This is a genomic window from Salinibacterium sp. G-O1 (assembly GCF_030063305.1).
Lineage (GTDB): Bacteria > Actinomycetota > Actinomycetes > Actinomycetales > Microbacteriaceae > Rhodoglobus.
This window is the reverse complement of record NZ_JASISV010000001.1, coordinates 320,538-338,457: the sequence shown is the minus strand read 5'-3', so window position 1 is coordinate 338,457 and position 17,920 is coordinate 320,538. Positions and strand designations below refer to the sequence as shown.

Genomic DNA, 17,920 nt, shown 5'->3' with positions numbered 1-17,920 from the left:
TCGCTGGCACACTATTCGCGTAAATCCAACAGATACCCGTTCATAGCGGCGGTGAGTTCTGAATCGACGGGAAAGGTCTCGCCATCGAGTTCGCGGATGGGTGCCACGAGCCTGACGCTGGAAACCAGCCACGCGGCATCCGCCTTCCGCAGCGCTTCGAGCGGTGATCTCCCGAACGTCGTCGTCATGCCCTGGCGCTCCGCAAAACGGAACAGGTTCGCCTGCGTCGTGCCGTCGAGAATCCCCAGGGCCGGGTCTGGGGTGATCAGCCTGTTGCCACGTTTGAAGATGAGTGTCGAGGTCGGCCCTTCGAGCAGGATGCCGTCACTCGAGAGGTAGACGACGTCGTCGGCGCCGCGACGCGCTGCCTCACGCATCGACGCCTTATTGATCGCGTAGCTCAAAGTCTTGGCACCCGCGAGCAACCACGGCGAGGTCTCGGAGACGTCGCAACGATACCCGCGATCGAGGACCGCGACCGAAATTCCGCGTGTTCGCGCCGCAGTGTGATCAGGCGACAGTTCCCCGTAGGCCCACCCGGTGGGCACACCAGACCCCTCCACCCCGCGCGACAGCACGATCTTGACGAAGGCTTCCTGGGCGGGATCGAGCTCAGCGGCTGCGGCAAGGATGGCGGCGCGGTAGGCGTCGAGATCCGGGGCGGGCAACTCGAGCATGGCCGCGGATCGTGCGAAGCGAGCCAGATGGTGATCCATGGCCTGCGGGCATCCCCCGAATACGCTCAGGGTTTCGAACACCCCGTCACCCCGGGTGGCGGCGAGATCCATGACACTCAGGTGCGGCAGGGCGACGTCGGCGAGCGCAAACGGGGCTCCGTCGGGATCGTGCGCCGGGGCATCCGTCGATGGTCGATTCAGGATGAAAAGCGTTTCGTCTGGCACCGGTTCATTCTCTCAGGGCTTGGGCGAGTCAGGGCTCCCGCTGCACGGGGATACTCGACGTGTCGTACCGCTGCACGCGCTGCGGGATGAAAAGCGAAATCATCAAACCGATCAGTACCACCGTCGCCCCCATCACAAAAACCCAGCCAAACCCTTCGCGCGTGGGCACCTCACCGCCGTCGGTGACCACCACGTGTGTTGCCAGAATGACCCCCACCAGTGTCGCCGAGAAGGTAGACCCGAGGGTGCGCATCACCGAGTTCAGCCCGTTCGCGGCGGCGGTTTCGTGTGGGGGAACCGACTGCATGATGAGGGTCGGCATGGCGGCGTAGGCAAAACCGACCCCGATGCCGGTAATGGTGGACACCAGGATGACGTGCCAGACCTGGTCGAGGAAGAAGATCGCGAGGATGAAGCCGGCGGCCACAATCGCCGAGCCGAGGATGAGGCTCGTGCGAGCCCCGCGTGCGGCCGAAAGCCGGGCGGCTACCGGTGACATGAAGAACATCACGAGACCGAGCGGCATCAGGCACAGGCTGGCGAGAATCAGCGGCAGTCCCAGACCGTAACCGGTGGCAACCGGAGCCTCGAGCACGAGCGGCAGCGAGGCGTTCACCACGAAAAAAGCGAAACCCACGGCGATCGAGGCGAGGTTGGTCAGCAGCACTGCACGCCTGGAGGCAACCCGAAGATCGATGAGTGGATTTTTCGACCGCAGCTCGAACACGCCCCAGCCGATCAGCACCAGTACACCACCGAGCAGCAGGGTGAGCGTCAACGGGCTAAGCCAACCCCACTCCGCGCCCTTGGAAACGGCCATGATGATCCCGAACAGGCCGATAGCGAGACCCACGGCTCCGGGGTAGTCGAAGGCTCCCCCGGTGCGCAGGGTGCTGACCGGGATGACCATCGCAACGGCGACGATGGCGACCAGTCCCAGCGCCGTCGCGAGGACGAACAACCAGTGCCAGTCCGCGAACTCCGCGATCGTGGCGGCGAGAGGCAGACCCACCGCACCGCCGACGCCCAGGGTGGCACTCACGAGAGCGACAGCCCCGCCCAGATTGCGGGGATGGATGACGTCGCGCAGGATGCTGATGCCCAGCGGCACCACGCCGATGCCGATTCCCTGAAACGCGCGGCCGATGACCAGCGGAATGAGGGTGCTCGAAATCGCACAGATGATCGAGCCGCCGACGAGGATGGCGAGCAGAAGCAGAAGAATGCGTCGTTTGCCGAACATGTCGCCGAGTCGGCCGCTGATGGGGGTCGAGATCACAGCGGAGAGGAGCGTGGCCGTCAGCACCCACGAGACGTCGGCGGGCTGGGCATCCAGCAAACCGGGCAGCCGCGGATAGATCGGTATGACGAGCGTCTGCATGAAAGACACCACGAGTCCAGCGCCGGCCAGCGTCGCGATGATGACCCTGTCGCTTCTGACAGTGGTGAGCGCTCGGCGTTGCCGTGCGGTGAGTGATCCTGAATCGTCGGTTGCCGCACCATCCACCACGGGCTCAGCTTACGCTCGCCCCGCCGGGCGTCAGTCAGGGAGCGTCGAGCTGAAGGGCGTCGAGCACATCCTGCGGAGCCGCCTGCATGGCGTGAGGGCCGGCGACGTCGAACCAGACCGCCTCCAGTACGCCGATGTACTCGGTCAGGAACTCACGCAGGGCTGCGGCGTCGTAGGCGAGCACCCGGTGGTCGTCCTCATCCGGAACCATCTGCCTGTATGTCTCCGGCGACGAGAACAGCAACAGCATGTAGCGGTCGGCATCGCCGCGACGGAACACGCGCACCTGCGGCGGGCCGTCGACGGGCAGCATCGGCATGACCACGTGGTCATTGCGAAGGGCAAAGGCCACGGCCGCAACATCCTGAGCCTCAAGAGCCGCCGCGAGCTGCGCGGAACCGGGCTTGGGTGTTTCGCTGGTCATTAATTCAGGATGAAGGCGCGCGAGTCGCCGGATTTTATGTCGCCGACCTTCACGTCGAGCCGATAGGTCGCACCGCTTGCGTCGACCTGGTCCCGCTCGGTGTCGCAGGTGTCGGGCGTTGAGCGGGTGCGATCCCAGGTGAGCGAGGAACCTGCGAGCGGAACACCGGGCAGCAGGGTCGCGGTGGCCTCAACCGGGTCGACCTGGCAGTCTTTCGAATTCCAGATGAGATCGCTGCCGCTGGTGATCACGAACTCCTGCAGGTTCGAGCCCGCCGAGATAGTGCACGGGTTGGTCATTCGGCTCTTGAGGCTGAAGGACAGCACGGGGTTGACCCCCGAGTCGTACTCACCGGCGTCGGTCGTCGCCTCAACGGTAACCATCGCCGGGTCGCAGACCACCGTCTCACCCGGAGCGGCCGCCGGCGGGGCTTCGGCCGTTGCGGTCGGTGACGTCGGACTGCTTGAGGTGGCGGCCGGGGTAGGCGCGCTCTCGCCAGGACGGTTCACGATGAGCAACACGATGATGATGACGGCAACCAGCCCCAGCGCCACGATGAGCCGGCGACGCCAGTACACCTTGCTGGACTGGGGGCCGACCGGTGTTCGAAACGTCGACATGCACACAGGCTAGGCGCGTACGAGCCCTGGAGGCGCGAGGGCACGCCCACTGCGACCGGATCTTCAGGCAGCTACCTTCTCGAGAAATTCCAGATGGGCGCCGAGAGTCTGCTCGGTGGTAATCGCACGGAGCACCACCTCGTCGACGTGAGGCGCATACTCGGCAACTCTCGCGGCCAGCTCACCCGGCACCGAGCCATCGATCGTCGTGTCCTTGGCGGTTGCCCCGATCCGCTCGAAGTTCGCGGCATACGCGGGATAGCTGCTGTAACGATCGGCTTCAGCGTGGAGCGCACCACGGGCATCCTCGGTCATGGCGGTTCGCACGTACAGCACGGCCCGCACATCACGACCGCGGGCGTCGCGGCGCAGCTCGGCCGTTGCATCGGCGGCGGCCGCCGGGGTGAGCCAGTTGAAGAGCACACCGCCCGCAGCTTCGGCTCCCATCCGGCGCATCCTCGGACCAAGAGCACCCACGACGATGGATGCCTCGCTGCGCTCGGTGAGCTCCCGAACTCCGCGCGCGACCACACCCAGCGGATGCCGGGCACTGCCCGAACCGACGCCGATCGACAACCGCTCCTGGGGCAGGCCCCTCATCGCGCCGACGATCTCGTTCGGCCCGCGTCTGTCGAGAGGGATCACCCCGGTGCCGAGCTTCAGCGTGCTCGTGCCAATGGCGGCAACCTCAAGCCCCGCGAGGGCGTCCCCGTCTGGGGTGTCGTTGAGCCACAGGCCGCGGAAGCCGAGCGATTCGATGACGGGCGCGAGGTGCGCGACGATCGTGTGGTCGAGCGCGCCGGGCAGCCCGATAGACATCCGTGAGAGATCCATCACAGCAGCTTCAGCATTCTGGTGTTGCCGAGCGTGTTCTGTTTGACCCGGGACAGGTCGAGGAATTCGGCAACACCCTCGTCGGGGGAGAGCGCCAGCTGAGCGAAAACCTCGGGGGCAACGACGTCCTCGGCGATCGGCGTGAAACCGTGCCTGCCAAAGAACGCGGTCTCGAAGGTCAGACAGAACAGCCGGCTGAGCCCGAGTTGTGCGGCGTGCTTCTCGATGTCCTCGAGAATGGCGTGGCCGGCGCCGGTGCCCAGCCAGTCCTGCGCAACCGCGAGTGTGCGCACCTCGCCGAGGTCTTCCCACATCACGTGAAGCGCTCCGCAGCCCACCACCTCGCCGTCGGCATTCTCGGCGATCCTGAATTCCTGAACGGCCTCGTACAGCACAACCCGGTCTTTTCCGAGCAGGATGCGCTGCTGCGCGAGCGGTTCGACGAGGCCCTGAATCAGGGGAACATCGCTGGTTCGGGCTGGTCTGACGGTAAAAGAAGCCACGCCCCATGTTAGGGGCTGCCCTCCGGGCAAGAAAAAGGGGGCGGTGGGTTTCCCCACCGCCCCCTCTCAATTTCTTACGCTTCTACCGCTTCCGGCTCCTTCTCGGGGAGGCCGGCCTGGCGGCTCGTGGTGAGCACGAACTGTCCGTCGATGTAGTCGACGTGCACGTGGTCACCGGCGTTCAGCTCGCCGTGCAGGATCTTCTCGCTCATGCGGTCTTCGATCTCGTGCTGCACAGCACGGCGCAACGGCCGGGCTCCCAGCGACGGGTCGAAACCGACCTTGATGAGCTGCTCCTTGGCCGGCAGCGTGAGCTCGACGGTCAGGTCGCGATCCATCAGCCTCTCGCTGAGGCGCTTGATAAAGAGGTCGACAATCTGCAGCAGCTCCTCCGGGCTGAGCTGCGGGAAGACGATGGTCTCGTCGACACGGTTCAGGAACTCGGGCTTGAAGTGCTTCTTGAGCTCCTCCACGACCTTGCCGCGCATCCGGTCGTAACCGGTGGCGGTGTCTGTCGCCGAGGTGAACCCGATCGGGGTGCCCGTGATGTCCTTCGTACCGAGGTTGGTGGTCATGATGATCACGGTGTTCTTGAAGTCGACCACGCGACCCTGGCCATCCGTCAGGCGTCCCTCCTCCAAAATCTGAAGAAGCGAGTTGAAGATGTCGGGGTGAGCCTTCTCGATCTCATCGAACAACACCACGGAGAACGGCTTGCGGCGCACCTTCTCGGTGAGCTGGCCGCCCTCCTCGAAGCCGACGAATCCGGGAGGAGCACCGAACAGTCGCGAGACCGTGTGCTTCTCGCCGTACTCGCTCATGTCGAGTGAGATGAGGGCGTTCTCGTCGTCGAACAGGAATTCCGCGAGCGCCTTGGCGAGTTCGGTCTTACCCACACCGGTCGGGCCGGCGAAGATGAACGAACCGCTGGGGCGCTTGGGGTCTTTGAGGCCGGCACGCGTGCGGCGGATGGTCTTGGCGAGAACCGAGATGGCCTCTTCCTGGCCGATGACGCGCATGTGCAGCGCCTTCTCCATGAAGATGAGCCTCGACGACTCCTCCTCGGTCAGCTTGAAGACCGGGATGCCCGTCGCAGCGGCGAGCACTTCGGCGATGAGACCCTCGTCAACCTCAGCGGTCGTCGACACGTCGCCCGACTTCCACTGCTTCTCGAGACGAAGGCGCTCGCCGAGCAGCTTCTTCTCCTCATCCCGGAGCGAAGCGGCCTTCTCGAAGTCCTGGTCCTCGATGGCGCCCTCTTTCTGGCCACGCACTGCCGCGATCTTCTCGTCGAATTCGCGCAGCTCCGGCGGCGCAGACAGGATCGAGAGACGCAGGCGTGCGCCGGCCTCGTCGATCAGGTCGATGGCCTTGTCTGGGAGGAAACGGTCTGCAACGTAGCGGTCTGCCAGGTTCGCCGCAGCCACGATCGCGCCGTCGGTGATCGACACCTTGTGGAACGACTCGTACTTGTCGCGCAGCCCCTTGAGGATGTTGATCGTGTGAGGCAGGGACGGCTCGTGCACCTGCACGGGCTGGAACCTGCGCTCCAGAGCGGCATCCTTCTCGAAGTGCTTGCGGTATTCGTCAAGGGTGGTCGCACCGATGGTCTGCAGTTCACCGCGGGCCAGAAGCGGCTTCAGGATGCTGGCAGCATCGATTGCGCCCTCAGCGGCACCCGCGCCGACCAGCGTGTGGATCTCGTCGATGAAGGTGATGATGTCACCGCGCGTGCGGATCTCTTTCGTGACCTTCTTGAGGCGCTCCTCGAAGTCACCGCGGTAGCGGCTACCGGCGATGAGCGAACCGAGGTCGAGCGTGTAGAGCTGCTTGTCCTTCAGCGTCTCGGGAACGTCGCCGCGCACGATCGCGATGGCGAGCCCCTCGACGACGGCGGTCTTACCGACGCCGGGCTCGCCGATCAGGACAGGGTTGTTTTTGGAACGGCGGGAGAGGATCTGCATGACCCGCTCCATCTCTTTCTCGCGGCCGATGACCGGGTCGAGTTTGCCGTCGCGCGCCGCCTGGGTGAGGTTGCGGCCGAACTGGTCGAGAATCTGGCTGCCCTTGTCCGGGGTGGCGTCGTTGCCTCCTACGGCGACGGCCTCCTTACCCTGGTAGCCCGAGAGAAGCTGGATGACCTGCTGGCGCACGCGGTTGAGGTCGGCCCCGAGCTTGACGAGAACCTGTGCTGCAACGCCCTCGCCCTCGCGGATGAGGCCGAGCAGGATGTGCTCGGTGCCGATGTAGTTGTGGCCGAGCTGCAGTGCCTCGCGCAGCGAGAGCTCGAGCACCTTCTTGGCGCGCGGGGTGAAGGGGATGTGGCCGGTCGGCTGCTGCTGGCCCTGGCCGATGATGTCCTGGACCTGCTCGCGCACAGCGTCGAGCGAGATGTTGAGAGACTCGAGGGCCTTGGCGGCGACGCCCTCACCCTCGTGGATCAGCCCGAGCAGGATGTGCTCAGTGCCGATGTAGTTGTGGTTGAGCATCTTGGCCTCTTCCTGGGCCAACACGACAACACGACGAGCTCGGTCTGTAAATCGTTCGAACATCTTCTTCACTCCTTAGGCACCGGGCAGGATTCGGTGCCGATATAAAGAGAGTAACTTCGTGACCTCCCAAAAAGACCGGTGTTCGCCCTAGGCGTGACGGTGTTGGACTCGACTGCCAAATTCGGACTCGATCCCCATCGAGAGTGCAACTCTGGTCGCTTCGGGAGCGCTATAGCGACAATTAGCGCGCACTCGATGCGCGCGGAGGGCCGGGTCAGGCCTTCGGGTCGGCGGGTCAGGCCTTCGGGTCGGCGGGAACGGCGATCTTCGCGCGCTCCTCGGCCTCGATGCGCGACCGCACCTTGCGCTCGTTGCCGTCGGCCTTCAGGATCGCGCGGATGACGAACCAGAACACGAGCCCAACGAGGATCGTCGGGGTCACCGAGTAGATCGCGTTAGACCAAAATTCCTGAGGCACCTATCCAGCGTAACTGGTGAAGATGAAAGCCACCGCAATGAGCACGAGCATCCCCGCCAGGGCGAGGCCGGTGACGAGGCGCGAAGTCTTTCGGTTCATTGGTTCGCTTTGACCAGGATCCCGATGACGCCCGAGACAATCAGGTAGAGGCCGACGCCCCCGACGATCACCCAGAGCACGATGCGGTTGAAGGAGGGGCCCTTCTTCTTGTTGTCTTCGCCAGGAAGTTTGAGGTCGCTCATCACTTCACCAGCGGGAAGAGGATCGTCTCGCGAATGCCCAGGCCGGTGATGGCCATGAGCAGTCGGTCGATTCCGAGTCCGATGCCACCGGTGGGCGGCATCCCGTGTTCAAGCGCCCGCAGAAACTCCTCGTCGAGCCGCATCGCCTCAACGTCGCCCTTCGACGCAAGCTGCGCCTGCTCGACGAAACGTTCCCTCTGGATGACCGGGTCGATGAGCTCGGAATATCCCGTGGCCAGCTCGAAGCCACGAATGTACAGATCCCACTTCTCGACGACCCCGGCGATGGTGCGGTGGTCGCGCACGAGGGGGCTCGTGTCGACGGGAAAGTCCATAACGAACGTCGGACGGGTGAGCCCCGGCTTCACGAAGTGCTCCCACAGCTCTTCGACGAGCTTGCCGTGGGTGGGGTGATCGACCTCGATGCCGACCTTCGCCGCCTCGGCGACGAGGTAGTCGTAAGGGCTGTCGGGTGTGATGTCGAGCCCGGATGCCGCGGACGCCGACTCATACATCGACACCCGGTCCCAGTCGCCGCCCAGGTCGTACTCGGTGCCGTCGGCCCACGTCACGACGAGTTGGCCGGCCACCGCAAGCGCCGCGTTCTGAACGAGCTGCTGGGTGAGGTCGGCCATGCGGTTGTAGTCGCCGTACGACTCGTAGGCCTCGAGCATGGCGAACTCGGGAGAGTGGGTGGAGTCTGCACCCTCGTTCCGGAAGTTGCGGTTGATCTCGAACACCCGGTCGACGCCGCCGACCACGGCACGCTTGAGGAACAGCTCTGGTGCGATGCGCAGGAACAGCTCGGTGTCGAACGCGTTGCTGTGGGTTGAGAACGGTCGGGCCGAGGCGCCACCGTGCATCACCTGCAGCATCGGGGTCTCGACCTCGAGGTAGTCCTGGGCGGCGAAAGTCGCGCGCAGCGATGCGTTCACCTTCGCGCGGGCGCGCACGGTGAACCGTGCCTGCTCGCGCAGGATCAGGTCGAGGTAGCGGCTGCGCACGCGCGACTCGTCACTGAGGTCGGTGTGCAGGTTGGGAAGGGGCAGCACGGCCTTGGATGCGATCTGCCACGTCTTCACCATGACGCTCAGCTCGCCGCGTCGGCTGGAGATGACCTCGCCGCTGACGAACACGTGATCGCCGAGGTCGGTGAGCTCTTTCCACTCGTCCAGCGAATCCTGGCCCACCTCGGCCAGGCTCACCATCGCCTGCACACGTGAGCCGTCGCCGGCCTGGAGCGTTGCGAAACACAGCTTGCCCGTGTTGCGGGCGAACACCAGGCGACCGGCGATGCCGACGATGTCGCCGGTGGTGTCATCCGCGACGAGGTGCGCGTACTTTTCGCGCACGGCGGGAATCGTCGTCGTGACGGGAACCGCCACCGGGTACGCCTCGCGGCCGCTGGAGATGAGCCGCTCGCGCTTGGCAAGCCGCACGGCCTTCTGCTCGCTGACCTCGGCGGCGCTCAGTTCGGCAGACTCTGGTTCGGCGGGCGTGGTGGGCGCGGTGGTTTCGTTGCTCATAGCGCTCCCATGTTACCGGGGCATTCCGCGCGCTCAGGGGGCGCAGGCGACATGGGTCGTCGCGGAAGGTCGGGCCTCCAGGCGCTCGGCCGGGATGGGCAGCCCGCAGATGACGCAGATTCCGTAGGTGCCGGCATCCACCCGCGCCAGCGCTGCGGTGAGGTCGGCCAGCTGGCGCCGCACGTCGGCGATGGTGGCATCCAGTTGTGCGCGCTCGAAGGCGATGGTCGCGCCCTCGGGATCGTGTTCGTCGTCGGCGTTCGATGCTTCGGATGCCTCGACCAGCGCCGCGCGCTCGCGCCCGAGTGTCTCCGCGAGCGCCTCGGCGTGCCGCCGGCGCTGCTCGAGTCGTGCGCGCTGCCCTGCCGCGGCATCCATGTCAGTCATCAGGCGGGCCAGCCTACGCGCGTTCCCTTCCCGCACCCGCCGTCGAGACCTCCACTTTTGTTGCCCAGGGCGCGCTGCAGGCAGCAAAAGTGGCGATCTCGGCGGGCCCGGGCCAAAAAACGGGATGTCAGTTGCGACTGATGTCAGGCTGAACTGACATCGCGGAAACGGCGGAAGGCGCCGGGCGGACCGGCGAGTACCGTCGGAGCTATGACATTCCAGCGAATTGCGCCGGTCTTTCCTGTGAGCGATCTGGCTTCCGCAATGACGCACTACGAGAAGCTCGGGTTCTCAGTCCGTCGATACGAGGGCGCTGAACCATACGCGTTTGCGGAGCGTGACGGCATCGAGCTCCACCTCGCTCAAGTCGTCAACCTGAAACCGAGAAAGAACATGAGCGCCGTGTACCTCTATGTTTCGGACGCAGATGCGCTCTATGTGGAGTGGAAGAACGCCCGTGTCGAGGGGCGACTCGTCCAACCGACAGACACGAGTTACGGCCTTCGCGAGGGCGCCTGTCTCGACCCAGACGCCAACCTCATCCGGTTCGGATCGCGTATCGACACCCCTGCCCCGCCGGCTCAGCCGATGTAGATCGACTCGTTGTCGATGAGGCGGGTTGTGCCGAGCACTGCGGCGACGATGACGATCGCGGGGCCGCGGTAGCCGTCATCCACCGGCATGAAGGTACTGGGATGCACGATCTTCAGGTAGTCGAGCTGAACGAGTGCCTCACCCATGAGTGCACCCTGCGCGGCGGCAAGTGTGGCGTCGAGCCCACGCTCCGCCGAGGATGCTGCCGCCTCCAGCGCGATGGACAGGGCTCGCGCCGCGCGGCGCTGCTTCGGGTCGAGGAAACGGTTGCGGCTGGACAGCGCCAGGCCGTCCGGCTCGCGCACGGTCTCGATGGACTCGATGCGCACCGGGAGGTTGAGGTCGCTCACCATGCGGCGCACGAGGAACAGCTGCTGCGCATCCTTTTGCCCGAAGGTGGCGACATCAGGCGCCACGATGTCGAGCAGCTTGGCGACAACGGTGAGCACACCGTCGAAGTGGCCCGGGCGGGACGCCCCCTCGTACAGCGTTCCCAGCTTGCCGGCGCTGACCTTGGTCTGGGTGAGGCCCTGCGGGTACATCTCGTCGACACTGGGAGCGAACACGTAGTCCACCCCGGCCGCCGTGAGCGCCACGAGGTCGTCGTCGAGGGTGCGCGGATACTTGTCGAGGTCTGCGGGGTCGGTGAATTGCGTGGGGTTGACGAAGATCGACACCACCGTGATGTCGGCGAGCTCGGCGGCGCGCTCGAGGTGCGAGAGGTGCCCATCGTGCAGGGCCCCGAGCGTCGCCGTGAGTGCCACAGTGCGTCCGGCGGCGCGTTCTGCGGCGAGCGCCTCTCGGATTCCACGGATCGTCTCGATCACGACAGGCCTCTGTGTTGCGCGCACCGCTGATCCTCCTGCACTTCGACCCTGAGCCCGGAGGGGCCAGCGTGGTCTCCTAGATCGTATAAGCCACCGACCGAAGCGATTGACCGCCTGATACTGTGTGTGCGTCTCCGTACCGCGACCCGCGTTTCGCGAAAACCCCTCCGGCGATGTTTTCCCCTGGTTGGAGCACGCTGTGTTTTATCGAACCTGCGACGTCTTTGTCGATGGCGGACGGCTCAGGGTCGCCGAATGGGGTCCGCCCGATGCGCCCGCGATCCTCGCCATCCACGGAATCTCCGGATCTCATCTGGTCTGGGCGGCGGTCGTCGACGCCATGCCGGAGATTCGCCTCATCGCGCCCGATCTGCGGGGGCGCGGCGCCAGCAGCGAGCTGCCGGGACCGTGGGGGATGACGCAGCACGCCGTCGACGTCATCGCGGTGATCGACGCGCTCGGGTTGGACAGCGTGGCCCTGATGGGGCATTCGATGGGTGGATTCGTCGCCAACGTCACTGCCCACCAGTACCCCGATCGCGTCAGCGGAGTGCTGCTCGTTGACGGCGGGCTCACCCTGCCGCTTCCGCGTGGCCTTTTGCTGGAGGATGCCGCGCAGGCGCTGAACCCGCCGGTGGACCGGCTCAGCCTGAGCTTTCCCGACCGTGAGGCGTACCGCGCATTCGCCGCCACCCACCCAGCGCTGCAGGAGAACTGGACCCCGCTGGTCGAGGCGTACGTCGACTACGACCTCGTCGGGGAGCCCCCAGTCATGCGCTCACGAACGTCCATCGACGCGATGAGGCGGGATGCCCCCGACTTCTACGGCCCCCCAGAGGTCCAGGCGGCCGTCGCCGCCATCCGGCCGGGAACCACGCTGCTGGTCGCCCCGCTCGGCCCACGCAACGAGCGACCAGCGCTCTACACCCCCACCGCGCTGGAGCGATGGCGCACCACATTGCCCGAGCTGAACATCCTCGTGATCGACGACGTGAATCACTACTCGATCCTCATCGAGGAACGCAGTGCCGGCATCATCGCCGACCACGCGCGCCGGCTGTTGGGGAGCTAGTCCGGCATCCCCCGCAGCAGGTCGGAGTCTCCCCCGGCCTCCTGCAGTGCTGTTTCGACTGACGACCGCAGCAGCGGGCCCAGCACCTGCGCGGCAGACTCGATACCGAGTTCGGCGAGCATGGCGGTCGACTGGCGCACGATGGACGCCGAGAAGTTCGTCGCCGTCGACACCGCTTCCGCGTAGGCAGCGCGGTCGGCCTCCGCGATGATGATCGGCTCGCCGCCCATTTCGACCACGAGAGCCTGCCCGATGGGCAGCACCGGGGTGGGCGCGGTGACGGCGAAGAAACTTTCGCGCATCCTGACCAGGTCGAGCGAGGTGCCGGTGAAGACCATCGTCGGATGCACGGCCAGCGGGATCACGCCGGCGGCAACCGCGGGCGCCAGCACCGTGTAGCCGAGACCGGGCGCCGTGTGCAGCACGAGCTGCCCCGGATGCCACGAGCCGGTGGCCGCGAGCCCCGCCACGAGTGACTCGATCTCTGCCTCCGGGATGGCCAGGATCACCAGTTCGCTGCGCTCGAGCAGCACGGGAATCTCGAGGATGGGCACGTCGGGCAGCAGCGCCCTCGCCCGATCCCGGTTGTCTTCGGAAATTGAGGCGATGCCCACGATCATGTGTCCGGCGCCGGCCAGGGCGGCTCCGACCACCGGCCCGACGCGGCCCGCTCCGATTATCCCGACGCCGAGGCGCCCCGATTGCGACGCCATCACGGCTGCTCTGCCACGGGAATCTGGGGAGGCGCTGGCGGCAGCGTCATGCGCCAGCGATGGCTCGTGTCGATCTCGGCCGAGCTGACCGCTGCCGCGCTGATCGCCCCGAACGCGTCGACGGCCTCGGACTTGTCGATCGCGCCGAGGCGTGCCACCACGGGACCCGCAACTGTGTGCACGCTCAGCGTGGCCAGCCGCAGTCGTCTCAACAGCGGACCCTGTCGCATTCCGAGACTCTGCAGTCGCGCCTGAGGCACCACCACCAGCTCGCGCCAGATCGCTCCGCTGCGGAACATCACGGCGCCGGGCACGACCGCGAACCCGTTGCGGTTCCACGAGAACCAGCGGAGGATCCGGGCACGGCGAGGCGAATTCGTGAAGCCGTCGTCGCCGCCCTTCGACAGCATTCCGCGCTCCAGCATTTCGATCGCGGCAGGGTCGACCAGACCGGGCAACACGAGCTCAAGCACCTTCATCGTGTCGGAGAGGTTACCCACGGGGAGGATCGTCGTGTTCGCCTGACCGGCCGCACCGCTCGCCGATGATGAGGATGCGCGGTTGATCTTGACTTCCCACCATCCCGCCGGACGCCATAGCAACGGTTGGCTGACCTTGACGGCGTGGATCCGGCCGGGCGGAAGCGTCTCATTGCTGGTCGACAGCAGGCCGAAGCCGACCCGAATTCCGTCGGGCGTCGAGGCGATGCTGTACCGCAGCGAGCGGGTGAATCGCGAGATGTAGAAGCCGCCCATACCGATGATGGCCGGCACGAATCCGAAGAGGAAGAACGGCTGGCGCGTCGTGGTGGTGACGACGACGAGAGCCACGATCCCGCCGATCAAAACGACGGTGAAACCGCTCAGCAGCAGGGATCCGATGAGTCGGCCGAGGTGCATCTGCACCACCGACTCAGGTGGGGCCGCGTCCGGGTCGAGCTCGGGCGAGAGCAGCTCACTGACCCTCTGCCCGATGACCCCGCCGGCGGAAGGGGCGGCGTCCGCGGCCGCGGAGTGAGTGCCGGAGGCGCGCAACAGAATCTCGCGCCTCAACTCATCTGCCGCCGCCGACCCGAGATAGGCAAGCTGCACATTCGCGTTCTGGCCCGCGACGCTGACCTCGAGTTTGGCCGCGCCGAACAGTCGCGCCAGGAAGGGCTTCGAGATATTGATGCCCTGGATGCGATCGAGGCGACCGCGACGATTGGTGCGGAACAGGATGCCGCTCTGCACCTCCACCTGCTCGTCGGTGACCCGGAACCTGTGCATGCGCCACGACAGGTAGAACCCACCGACGAACAGCAGCACGCCGGCGAGCAGGGCGAGCGCGAACAACCCGGCGAACTCGTGCTCGTAGATCCACACGAGGGGGTCGCGGTCGCTGGGAACGTCGCCACCACCGATGACGACGTCGATCAGGATGTCGCGGATGTTGACGATAATCACACCCACAATGGCCAGCAGCGCGATGCCGCCCTTCAGCACCGGTGTGGCCGGGTGAAGCCGATGCCACTGCCCGTCGGCCAGCCTCGCGCCTGGCTCGATGATGTCGCGGACCGTCACAGCCCGGCCCTCCGGCTCTCCGCCAGCTGCACCAGCCTGTCTCTCAGAGCTTCGGCATCTGCCGACGTGAGACCGGGGATGACGACACCGGTGGATGCGGCGGCTGTCACGAACTTCAGTTCGCTGAGCCCGACCGCGCGGTCAAGCGGCCCGCGATTGATGTCGACGAGCTGCATCCGCCCGTATGGCACGGCAACGAACCTCTGGAACATGAGTCCGCGCCGGAAGAGCAGGTCGTCGTCGCGAAGCTGGTATCCAATGGATCGCACCCTGCGCGGGGTGAGCGCCAGCGTGATGATGAAGATAACGGCGAGCGATGCGGGGATCGCCCACAACAGCACGTTTCCGAAGAGGAGCGCCGGCAGCGAGGTGGCCACGCAGGAGATAATCCCGAAGACCAGGGTGCCGACAAGGTCGACGACGATGTAACGGGGAGAGACTCTGCGCCACTCGATGTTGGGGATTTCCAGCCTGTGCGTCATGCGATACCTCGGAGATCCGGGCTGCCGTCATCCCTTTTCGTGTCGTCGGGTGGAATCGTGCACATGTGTTCGGCGACCAGCCCTGCCACCAGCAGCAGTATTGCACCCACGGTCGCCGTGATCGACATTGTCACGGGCGCCCCGACCACCGATCGGCTCACCAGATAGCCAACGATGCCAAGGCCGCCGCCGCCGAGAACCGCACCGCCGAGGCTGGATGCCTTTGCCAGCACCAGCACCCTCGTGGCGTAGAACGGATCGATGCGCGCGTGGGCAACGCCGCGTGCGACCCGGCGCACGGGAAGCGCCATCACCACGATGATGATGCCGATGAGCAGCAGCGCGAGGCCGAGCGTGACCGGGGGGATGATGACGGCGCGGCCGGATGCGGCAAGCGCCGTCTCGACGAACCACATCACTCCCCCGCCGAGAACGGCGAGCAGCAACAGGGTGGCGGGCGTGGTGCGCTTCACAGCAGTGCCTCCGCCGGGTATTCGGCAGGCGATTCGAGTGGGGCGAGAAGTTCGGCGACCCGGCCGCGGCCCGTGATTGTGGCATCCGGGTCAAGTTGCAGCCAGGGGGCCAGCACGAAAGCGCGGTCGGCGGCCCGGGGATGCGGAATGGTCAGGGTCGGCGTGTGCAGTTCGAGGTCGGCGAACGCGATGATGTCGATGTCGAGGGTGCGATCGCCCCACCGCACGTCTCTCACCCTGCCGTGCTCGGTCTCGATCCCGTTGAGCGCGTCGAGCAACGCCTGCGGGGCGAGCGTCGTGCGAACGGTCACGACCGCGTTGAGGTACGACGGAGCATCCAGGTCGATGCCGTCCGGCTTGATCGCCGCGGTCTCGACGATTCCGGATGCGGCGACCGCCACCACCCCGTCGAGCATCGCGATGTCGCGCACGGCCAGCCGAAGGTTGAGTTCGCGGTCACCGAGGTTGCTCCCCAGGGCCAGGATCGCAGGACTTACCGTCATCGTCAGCCGAACCCGATCGTCTGGGCGGTGGCGGGCGCGGCGCGCGTGATGGTCACGGCGACATCGTCGAAGGGGACGGTGATCGGAGCGTTCGGCTTGTGGATGGTCACCACGACGAGCTTTACCGCCGGGTGGGCGAGCACGACAGCCGCCACCCGCTCGGCAACCGTCTCGATGAGGTCGACGGGGTCGCTTTCCACGGCCGCGACGACCTCCTCGGCAAGCACCCCGTAGTGCAGTGTCTGCTCGAGGTCGTCCGTGCGCCCGGCGGCCGCGAGGTCGAGGTGCGCGACGACGTCGATGATGAACACCTGCCCGTCGCGCCGTTCGTGGTCGAAGACACCGTGGAAGGCGTTCGCCCGAAGCCCGGTGAGCGTGATGGTGTCAAGCGGATTCATGAGTCGCGTCCCGTCTGCCAGGCCGACCACACACCGAACGCGGCCACGGTGGATGCCACGTCGTGCACTCGCACCCCCCACACACCGGCGTCGGCGGCCAGCGCTGACACCACGGCGGTGGGCAGGTCGCGCGCGGCGGGGGTGGCGTCATCCGCCAGCAACGAGCCCAAAAACCTCTTGCGGGAGGCTCCAATCAACACCTTGCATCCGAGGGATTCCAGGGCGGGAAGAGCCGCGAGCAGCCGCCAGTTGTGCTCTGCAGTCTTTGCGAAGCCGAGTCCGGGGTCGATGATCACGTTCGCGAGGTCAGCCCCAGCGGCCGTGAGCGACTCGAGCCGCAACCCCAGCTCGGCCCGGACTTCGCTCACCAAATCGTCATACTCGTCGATCGCTCCTGCGCCGGCGTCGGGCGACCGCCAGTGCATGGCGATGTACTGCAGGCCTGTCTCGGCGACAACACGGTGCATGAAGGGATCGGCAAGCCCGCCAGACACATCGTTGATGATGGATGCCCCGGCAGCCGCAGCGGCGAGCGCCGTGTCGGCGTTCAGGGTGTCGACGCTCACCGGAACGCCGGCAGCGACGAGCCCCCGGATCACCGGCAGCACGCGTTCCTGCTCATGCTCGAGTTCGACGCGCGAGGCGCCGGGCCGGGTGGATTCCCCGCCGACGTCGACGACGTCAGCCCCACGCTCGTGCAACTCGATGCCGTGCCCGATCGCCTCGGCGAGGTCGGAGTACTGGCCACCATCGCTGAAGGAATCGGGCGTCACGTTGAGGATGCCGAACACCTTCGGCCTGGTGGGAGTCACGATTGGCCGCCGATCAGCGTGAGGACGCCCGCGCGCTGCACGGGGTCGGTGAGTGAACCGCGCGAGGCGAGCGTCACGGTTGAGCTGGCCGTCTGTCGATGGCCACGCGCGGTCATGCATCCGTGCACGGCATCCACCACGACGAGCACCCCCTTCGGTTCGAGTCCTGACTGTACGGCGTCGGCGATCTGCTCCGTCAGTTGCTCCTGCAATTGCGGTCGCGCCGCGACAGTGTCGACGACGGCGGCCACCCGGCCGAGGCCGATGATCCGCTCGCCGGGAACGTAGGCAACGTGGGCGACGCCGAGGAACGGCAACAGGTGGTGCTCGCATATGGAGCGGAACTCGATGTCGCGCAGCAGCACCAGCTCACCCAGTCCGTCGCTGGGAACACTGTCGGCGAGCAGGCCCGAAGGGTCGACGCCCACCCCAGCGAAGAACGTGGCGTACGCCTCGGCGACCCGTTTCGGGGTCGATGCCAGACCCGGTCGCGTCGCATCCTCACCGATAGCAGCAAGGATTTCGGCAACGGCCGCCTCGATGCGTCCGGAGTCGACAGGCATGGC

The 17,920-nt window shown here is 66.1% G+C and carries 22 protein-coding genes; 2 read left to right on the top strand and 20 right to left on the bottom strand.

The window, feature by feature from the left end; all coding sequences use genetic code 11:
- Positions 1-11: 11 nt before the first annotated feature.
- The 11 genes from QMG83_RS01655 to QMG83_RS01605 form a co-directional block, all read right to left on the bottom strand.
- Complete coding sequence (locus QMG83_RS01655) at positions 12-902, bottom strand: aminotransferase class IV (protein ID WP_283503628.1); 891 nt, start codon at positions 900-902, stop codon at positions 12-14.
- 28 nt (positions 903-930) lie between these two features.
- Complete coding sequence (locus tag QMG83_RS01650; protein ID WP_283503627.1) at positions 931-2,412, bottom strand: MFS transporter; 1,482 nt, start codon at positions 2,410-2,412, stop codon at positions 931-933.
- A gap of 34 nt (positions 2,413-2,446) precedes the next feature.
- Positions 2,447-2,836 carry an SseB family protein gene (locus QMG83_RS01645; RefSeq protein ID WP_283503626.1) on the bottom strand — a complete coding sequence of 130 codons (390 nt, stop codon included), beginning with the start codon at positions 2,834-2,836 and terminating at the stop codon, positions 2,447-2,449.
- The gene (locus tag QMG83_RS01640) at positions 2,836-3,456 is read right to left on the bottom strand and encodes a hypothetical protein (RefSeq protein ID WP_283503625.1); all 621 of its coding nucleotides are present in this window, start codon (positions 3,454-3,456) and stop codon (positions 2,836-2,838) included. The genes QMG83_RS01645 and QMG83_RS01640 overlap by 1 nt, the downstream gene beginning before the upstream one ends.
- Before the next feature lie 63 nt (positions 3,457-3,519).
- A complete protein-coding gene (locus QMG83_RS01635) occupies positions 3,520-4,290 on the bottom strand; it encodes an LLM class oxidoreductase (protein WP_283503624.1) in 771 nt (256 codons plus the stop codon).
- Positions 4,290-4,793, bottom strand: a complete 504-nt coding sequence (locus QMG83_RS01630; RefSeq protein ID WP_283503623.1) for an amino-acid N-acetyltransferase — start codon at positions 4,791-4,793, stop codon at positions 4,290-4,292. The genes QMG83_RS01635 and QMG83_RS01630 overlap by 1 nt, the downstream gene beginning before the upstream one ends.
- Positions 4,794-4,867: 74 nt before the next feature.
- Complete coding sequence (locus QMG83_RS01625) at positions 4,868-7,345, bottom strand: ATP-dependent Clp protease ATP-binding subunit (RefSeq protein WP_283503622.1); 2,478 nt, start codon at positions 7,343-7,345, stop codon at positions 4,868-4,870.
- A gap of 235 nt (positions 7,346-7,580) precedes the next feature.
- Positions 7,581-7,763 carry a hypothetical protein gene (locus QMG83_RS01620; RefSeq protein ID WP_283503621.1) on the bottom strand — a complete coding sequence of 61 codons (183 nt, stop codon included), beginning with the start codon at positions 7,761-7,763 and terminating at the stop codon, positions 7,581-7,583.
- Positions 7,764-7,858: 95 nt separating this feature from the next.
- Complete coding sequence (locus QMG83_RS01615) at positions 7,859-8,005, bottom strand: hypothetical protein (protein WP_283503620.1); 147 nt, start codon at positions 8,003-8,005, stop codon at positions 7,859-7,861.
- Complete coding sequence (gene lysS, locus QMG83_RS01610) at positions 8,005-9,531, bottom strand: lysine--tRNA ligase (RefSeq protein ID WP_283503619.1); 1,527 nt, start codon at positions 9,529-9,531, stop codon at positions 8,005-8,007. Before lysS ends, QMG83_RS01615 begins: the two co-directional genes overlap by 1 nt.
- A gap of 33 nt (positions 9,532-9,564) precedes the next feature.
- Positions 9,565-9,918 (bottom strand): TraR/DksA family transcriptional regulator, encoded by a 354-nt coding sequence (locus tag QMG83_RS01605; protein ID WP_283503618.1) that lies wholly within the window; start codon positions 9,916-9,918, stop codon positions 9,565-9,567.
- Between the two features lie 210 nt (positions 9,919-10,128).
- Between QMG83_RS01605 and QMG83_RS01600 the strand changes: the two genes are divergently transcribed.
- On the top strand, positions 10,129-10,512 hold the full coding sequence (locus QMG83_RS01600) for a bleomycin resistance protein (protein ID WP_283503617.1): 384 nt from the start codon (positions 10,129-10,131) through the stop codon (positions 10,510-10,512).
- Here QMG83_RS01600 and panC read toward each other — a convergent pair.
- Positions 10,500-11,339: a pantoate--beta-alanine ligase gene (panC, locus tag QMG83_RS01595; protein ID WP_283503616.1), complete on the bottom strand. Its 840-nt coding sequence runs from the start codon at positions 11,337-11,339 to the stop codon at positions 10,500-10,502. The genes QMG83_RS01600 and panC overlap by 13 nt on opposite strands.
- 199 nt (positions 11,340-11,538) lie before the next feature.
- On the opposite strand from panC, the gene QMG83_RS01590 reads away from it, so the two are divergent.
- Positions 11,539-12,411 carry an alpha/beta hydrolase gene (locus QMG83_RS01590; RefSeq protein WP_283503615.1) on the top strand — a complete coding sequence of 291 codons (873 nt, stop codon included), beginning with the start codon at positions 11,539-11,541 and terminating at the stop codon, positions 12,409-12,411.
- Here QMG83_RS01590 and QMG83_RS01585 read toward each other — a convergent pair.
- From QMG83_RS01585 to folE, 8 genes are read right to left on the bottom strand one after another with little or no spacing between them, the layout of a single operon-like run.
- Positions 12,408-13,124 carry a Rossmann-like and DUF2520 domain-containing protein gene (locus QMG83_RS01585; protein ID WP_283503614.1) on the bottom strand — a complete coding sequence of 239 codons (717 nt, stop codon included), beginning with the start codon at positions 13,122-13,124 and terminating at the stop codon, positions 12,408-12,410. The two genes, QMG83_RS01590 and QMG83_RS01585, sit on opposite strands and share 4 nt — an antisense overlap.
- Positions 13,124-14,686, bottom strand: coding sequence for a PH domain-containing protein (locus QMG83_RS01580; RefSeq protein WP_283503613.1), 1,563 nt, complete (start codon positions 14,684-14,686; stop codon positions 13,124-13,126). The genes QMG83_RS01585 and QMG83_RS01580 overlap by 1 nt, the downstream gene beginning before the upstream one ends.
- Positions 14,683-15,168 carry a PH domain-containing protein gene (locus tag QMG83_RS01575; RefSeq protein WP_283503612.1) on the bottom strand — a complete coding sequence of 162 codons (486 nt, stop codon included), beginning with the start codon at positions 15,166-15,168 and terminating at the stop codon, positions 14,683-14,685. The genes QMG83_RS01580 and QMG83_RS01575 overlap by 4 nt, the downstream gene beginning before the upstream one ends.
- Complete coding sequence (locus QMG83_RS01570) at positions 15,165-15,641, bottom strand: DUF3180 family protein (protein ID WP_283503611.1); 477 nt, start codon at positions 15,639-15,641, stop codon at positions 15,165-15,167. Before QMG83_RS01570 ends, QMG83_RS01575 begins: the two co-directional genes overlap by 4 nt.
- Positions 15,638-16,144, bottom strand: coding sequence for a 2-amino-4-hydroxy-6-hydroxymethyldihydropteridine diphosphokinase (gene folK / locus QMG83_RS01565; protein ID WP_283503610.1), 507 nt, complete (start codon positions 16,142-16,144; stop codon positions 15,638-15,640). Before folK ends, QMG83_RS01570 begins: the two co-directional genes overlap by 4 nt.
- Before the next feature lie 2 nt (positions 16,145-16,146).
- On the bottom strand, positions 16,147-16,542 hold the full coding sequence (folB, locus tag QMG83_RS01560) for a dihydroneopterin aldolase (RefSeq protein WP_283503609.1): 396 nt from the start codon (positions 16,540-16,542) through the stop codon (positions 16,147-16,149).
- Positions 16,539-17,354: a dihydropteroate synthase gene (gene folP, locus QMG83_RS01555; protein ID WP_283503608.1), complete on the bottom strand. Its 816-nt coding sequence runs from the start codon at positions 17,352-17,354 to the stop codon at positions 16,539-16,541. The genes folB and folP overlap by 4 nt, the downstream gene beginning before the upstream one ends.
- Positions 17,351-17,917 (bottom strand): GTP cyclohydrolase I FolE, encoded by a 567-nt coding sequence (gene folE / locus QMG83_RS01550; RefSeq protein WP_283503607.1) that lies wholly within the window; start codon positions 17,915-17,917, stop codon positions 17,351-17,353. The genes folP and folE overlap by 4 nt, the downstream gene beginning before the upstream one ends.
- Positions 17,918-17,920: the final 3 nt, after the last annotated feature.

Excerpts from the sequence above, each read along its gene's own strand:
- QMG83_RS01645 (WP_283503626.1), bottom strand. The coding sequence starts at position 2,836 with ATGACCAGCGAAACACCCAAGCCCGGTTCCGCGCAGCTCGCGGCGGCT.
- QMG83_RS01640 (WP_283503625.1), bottom strand. The coding sequence starts at position 3,456 with ATGTCGACGTTTCGAACACCGGTCGGCCCCCAGTCCAGCAAGGTGTAC.
- QMG83_RS01635 (WP_283503624.1), bottom strand. The coding sequence starts at position 4,290 with ATGGATCTCTCACGGATGTCTATCGGGCTGCCCGGCGCGCTCGACCAC.
- QMG83_RS01625 (WP_283503622.1), bottom strand. The coding sequence starts at position 7,345 with ATGTTCGAACGATTTACAGACCGAGCTCGTCGTGTTGTCGTGTTGGCC.
- QMG83_RS01615 (WP_283503620.1), bottom strand. The coding sequence starts at position 8,005 with ATGAGCGACCTCAAACTTCCTGGCGAAGACAACAAGAAGAAGGGCCCC.
- lysS (WP_283503619.1), bottom strand. The coding sequence starts at position 9,531 with ATGAGCAACGAAACCACCGCGCCCACCACGCCCGCCGAACCAGAGTCT.
- QMG83_RS01605 (WP_283503618.1), bottom strand. The coding sequence starts at position 9,918 with ATGACTGACATGGATGCCGCGGCAGGGCAGCGCGCACGACTCGAGCAG.
- QMG83_RS01600 (WP_283503617.1), top strand. The coding sequence starts at position 10,129 with ATGACATTCCAGCGAATTGCGCCGGTCTTTCCTGTGAGCGATCTGGCT.
- QMG83_RS01585 (WP_283503614.1), bottom strand. The coding sequence starts at position 13,124 with ATGGCGTCGCAATCGGGGCGCCTCGGCGTCGGGATAATCGGAGCGGGC.
- QMG83_RS01575 (WP_283503612.1), bottom strand. The coding sequence starts at position 15,168 with ATGACGCACAGGCTGGAAATCCCCAACATCGAGTGGCGCAGAGTCTCT.
- folK (WP_283503610.1), bottom strand. The coding sequence starts at position 16,144 with ATGACGGTAAGTCCTGCGATCCTGGCCCTGGGGAGCAACCTCGGTGAC.
- folB (WP_283503609.1), bottom strand. The coding sequence starts at position 16,542 with ATGAATCCGCTTGACACCATCACGCTCACCGGGCTTCGGGCGAACGCC.
- folE (WP_283503607.1), bottom strand. The coding sequence starts at position 17,917 with ATGCCTGTCGACTCCGGACGCATCGAGGCGGCCGTTGCCGAAATCCTT.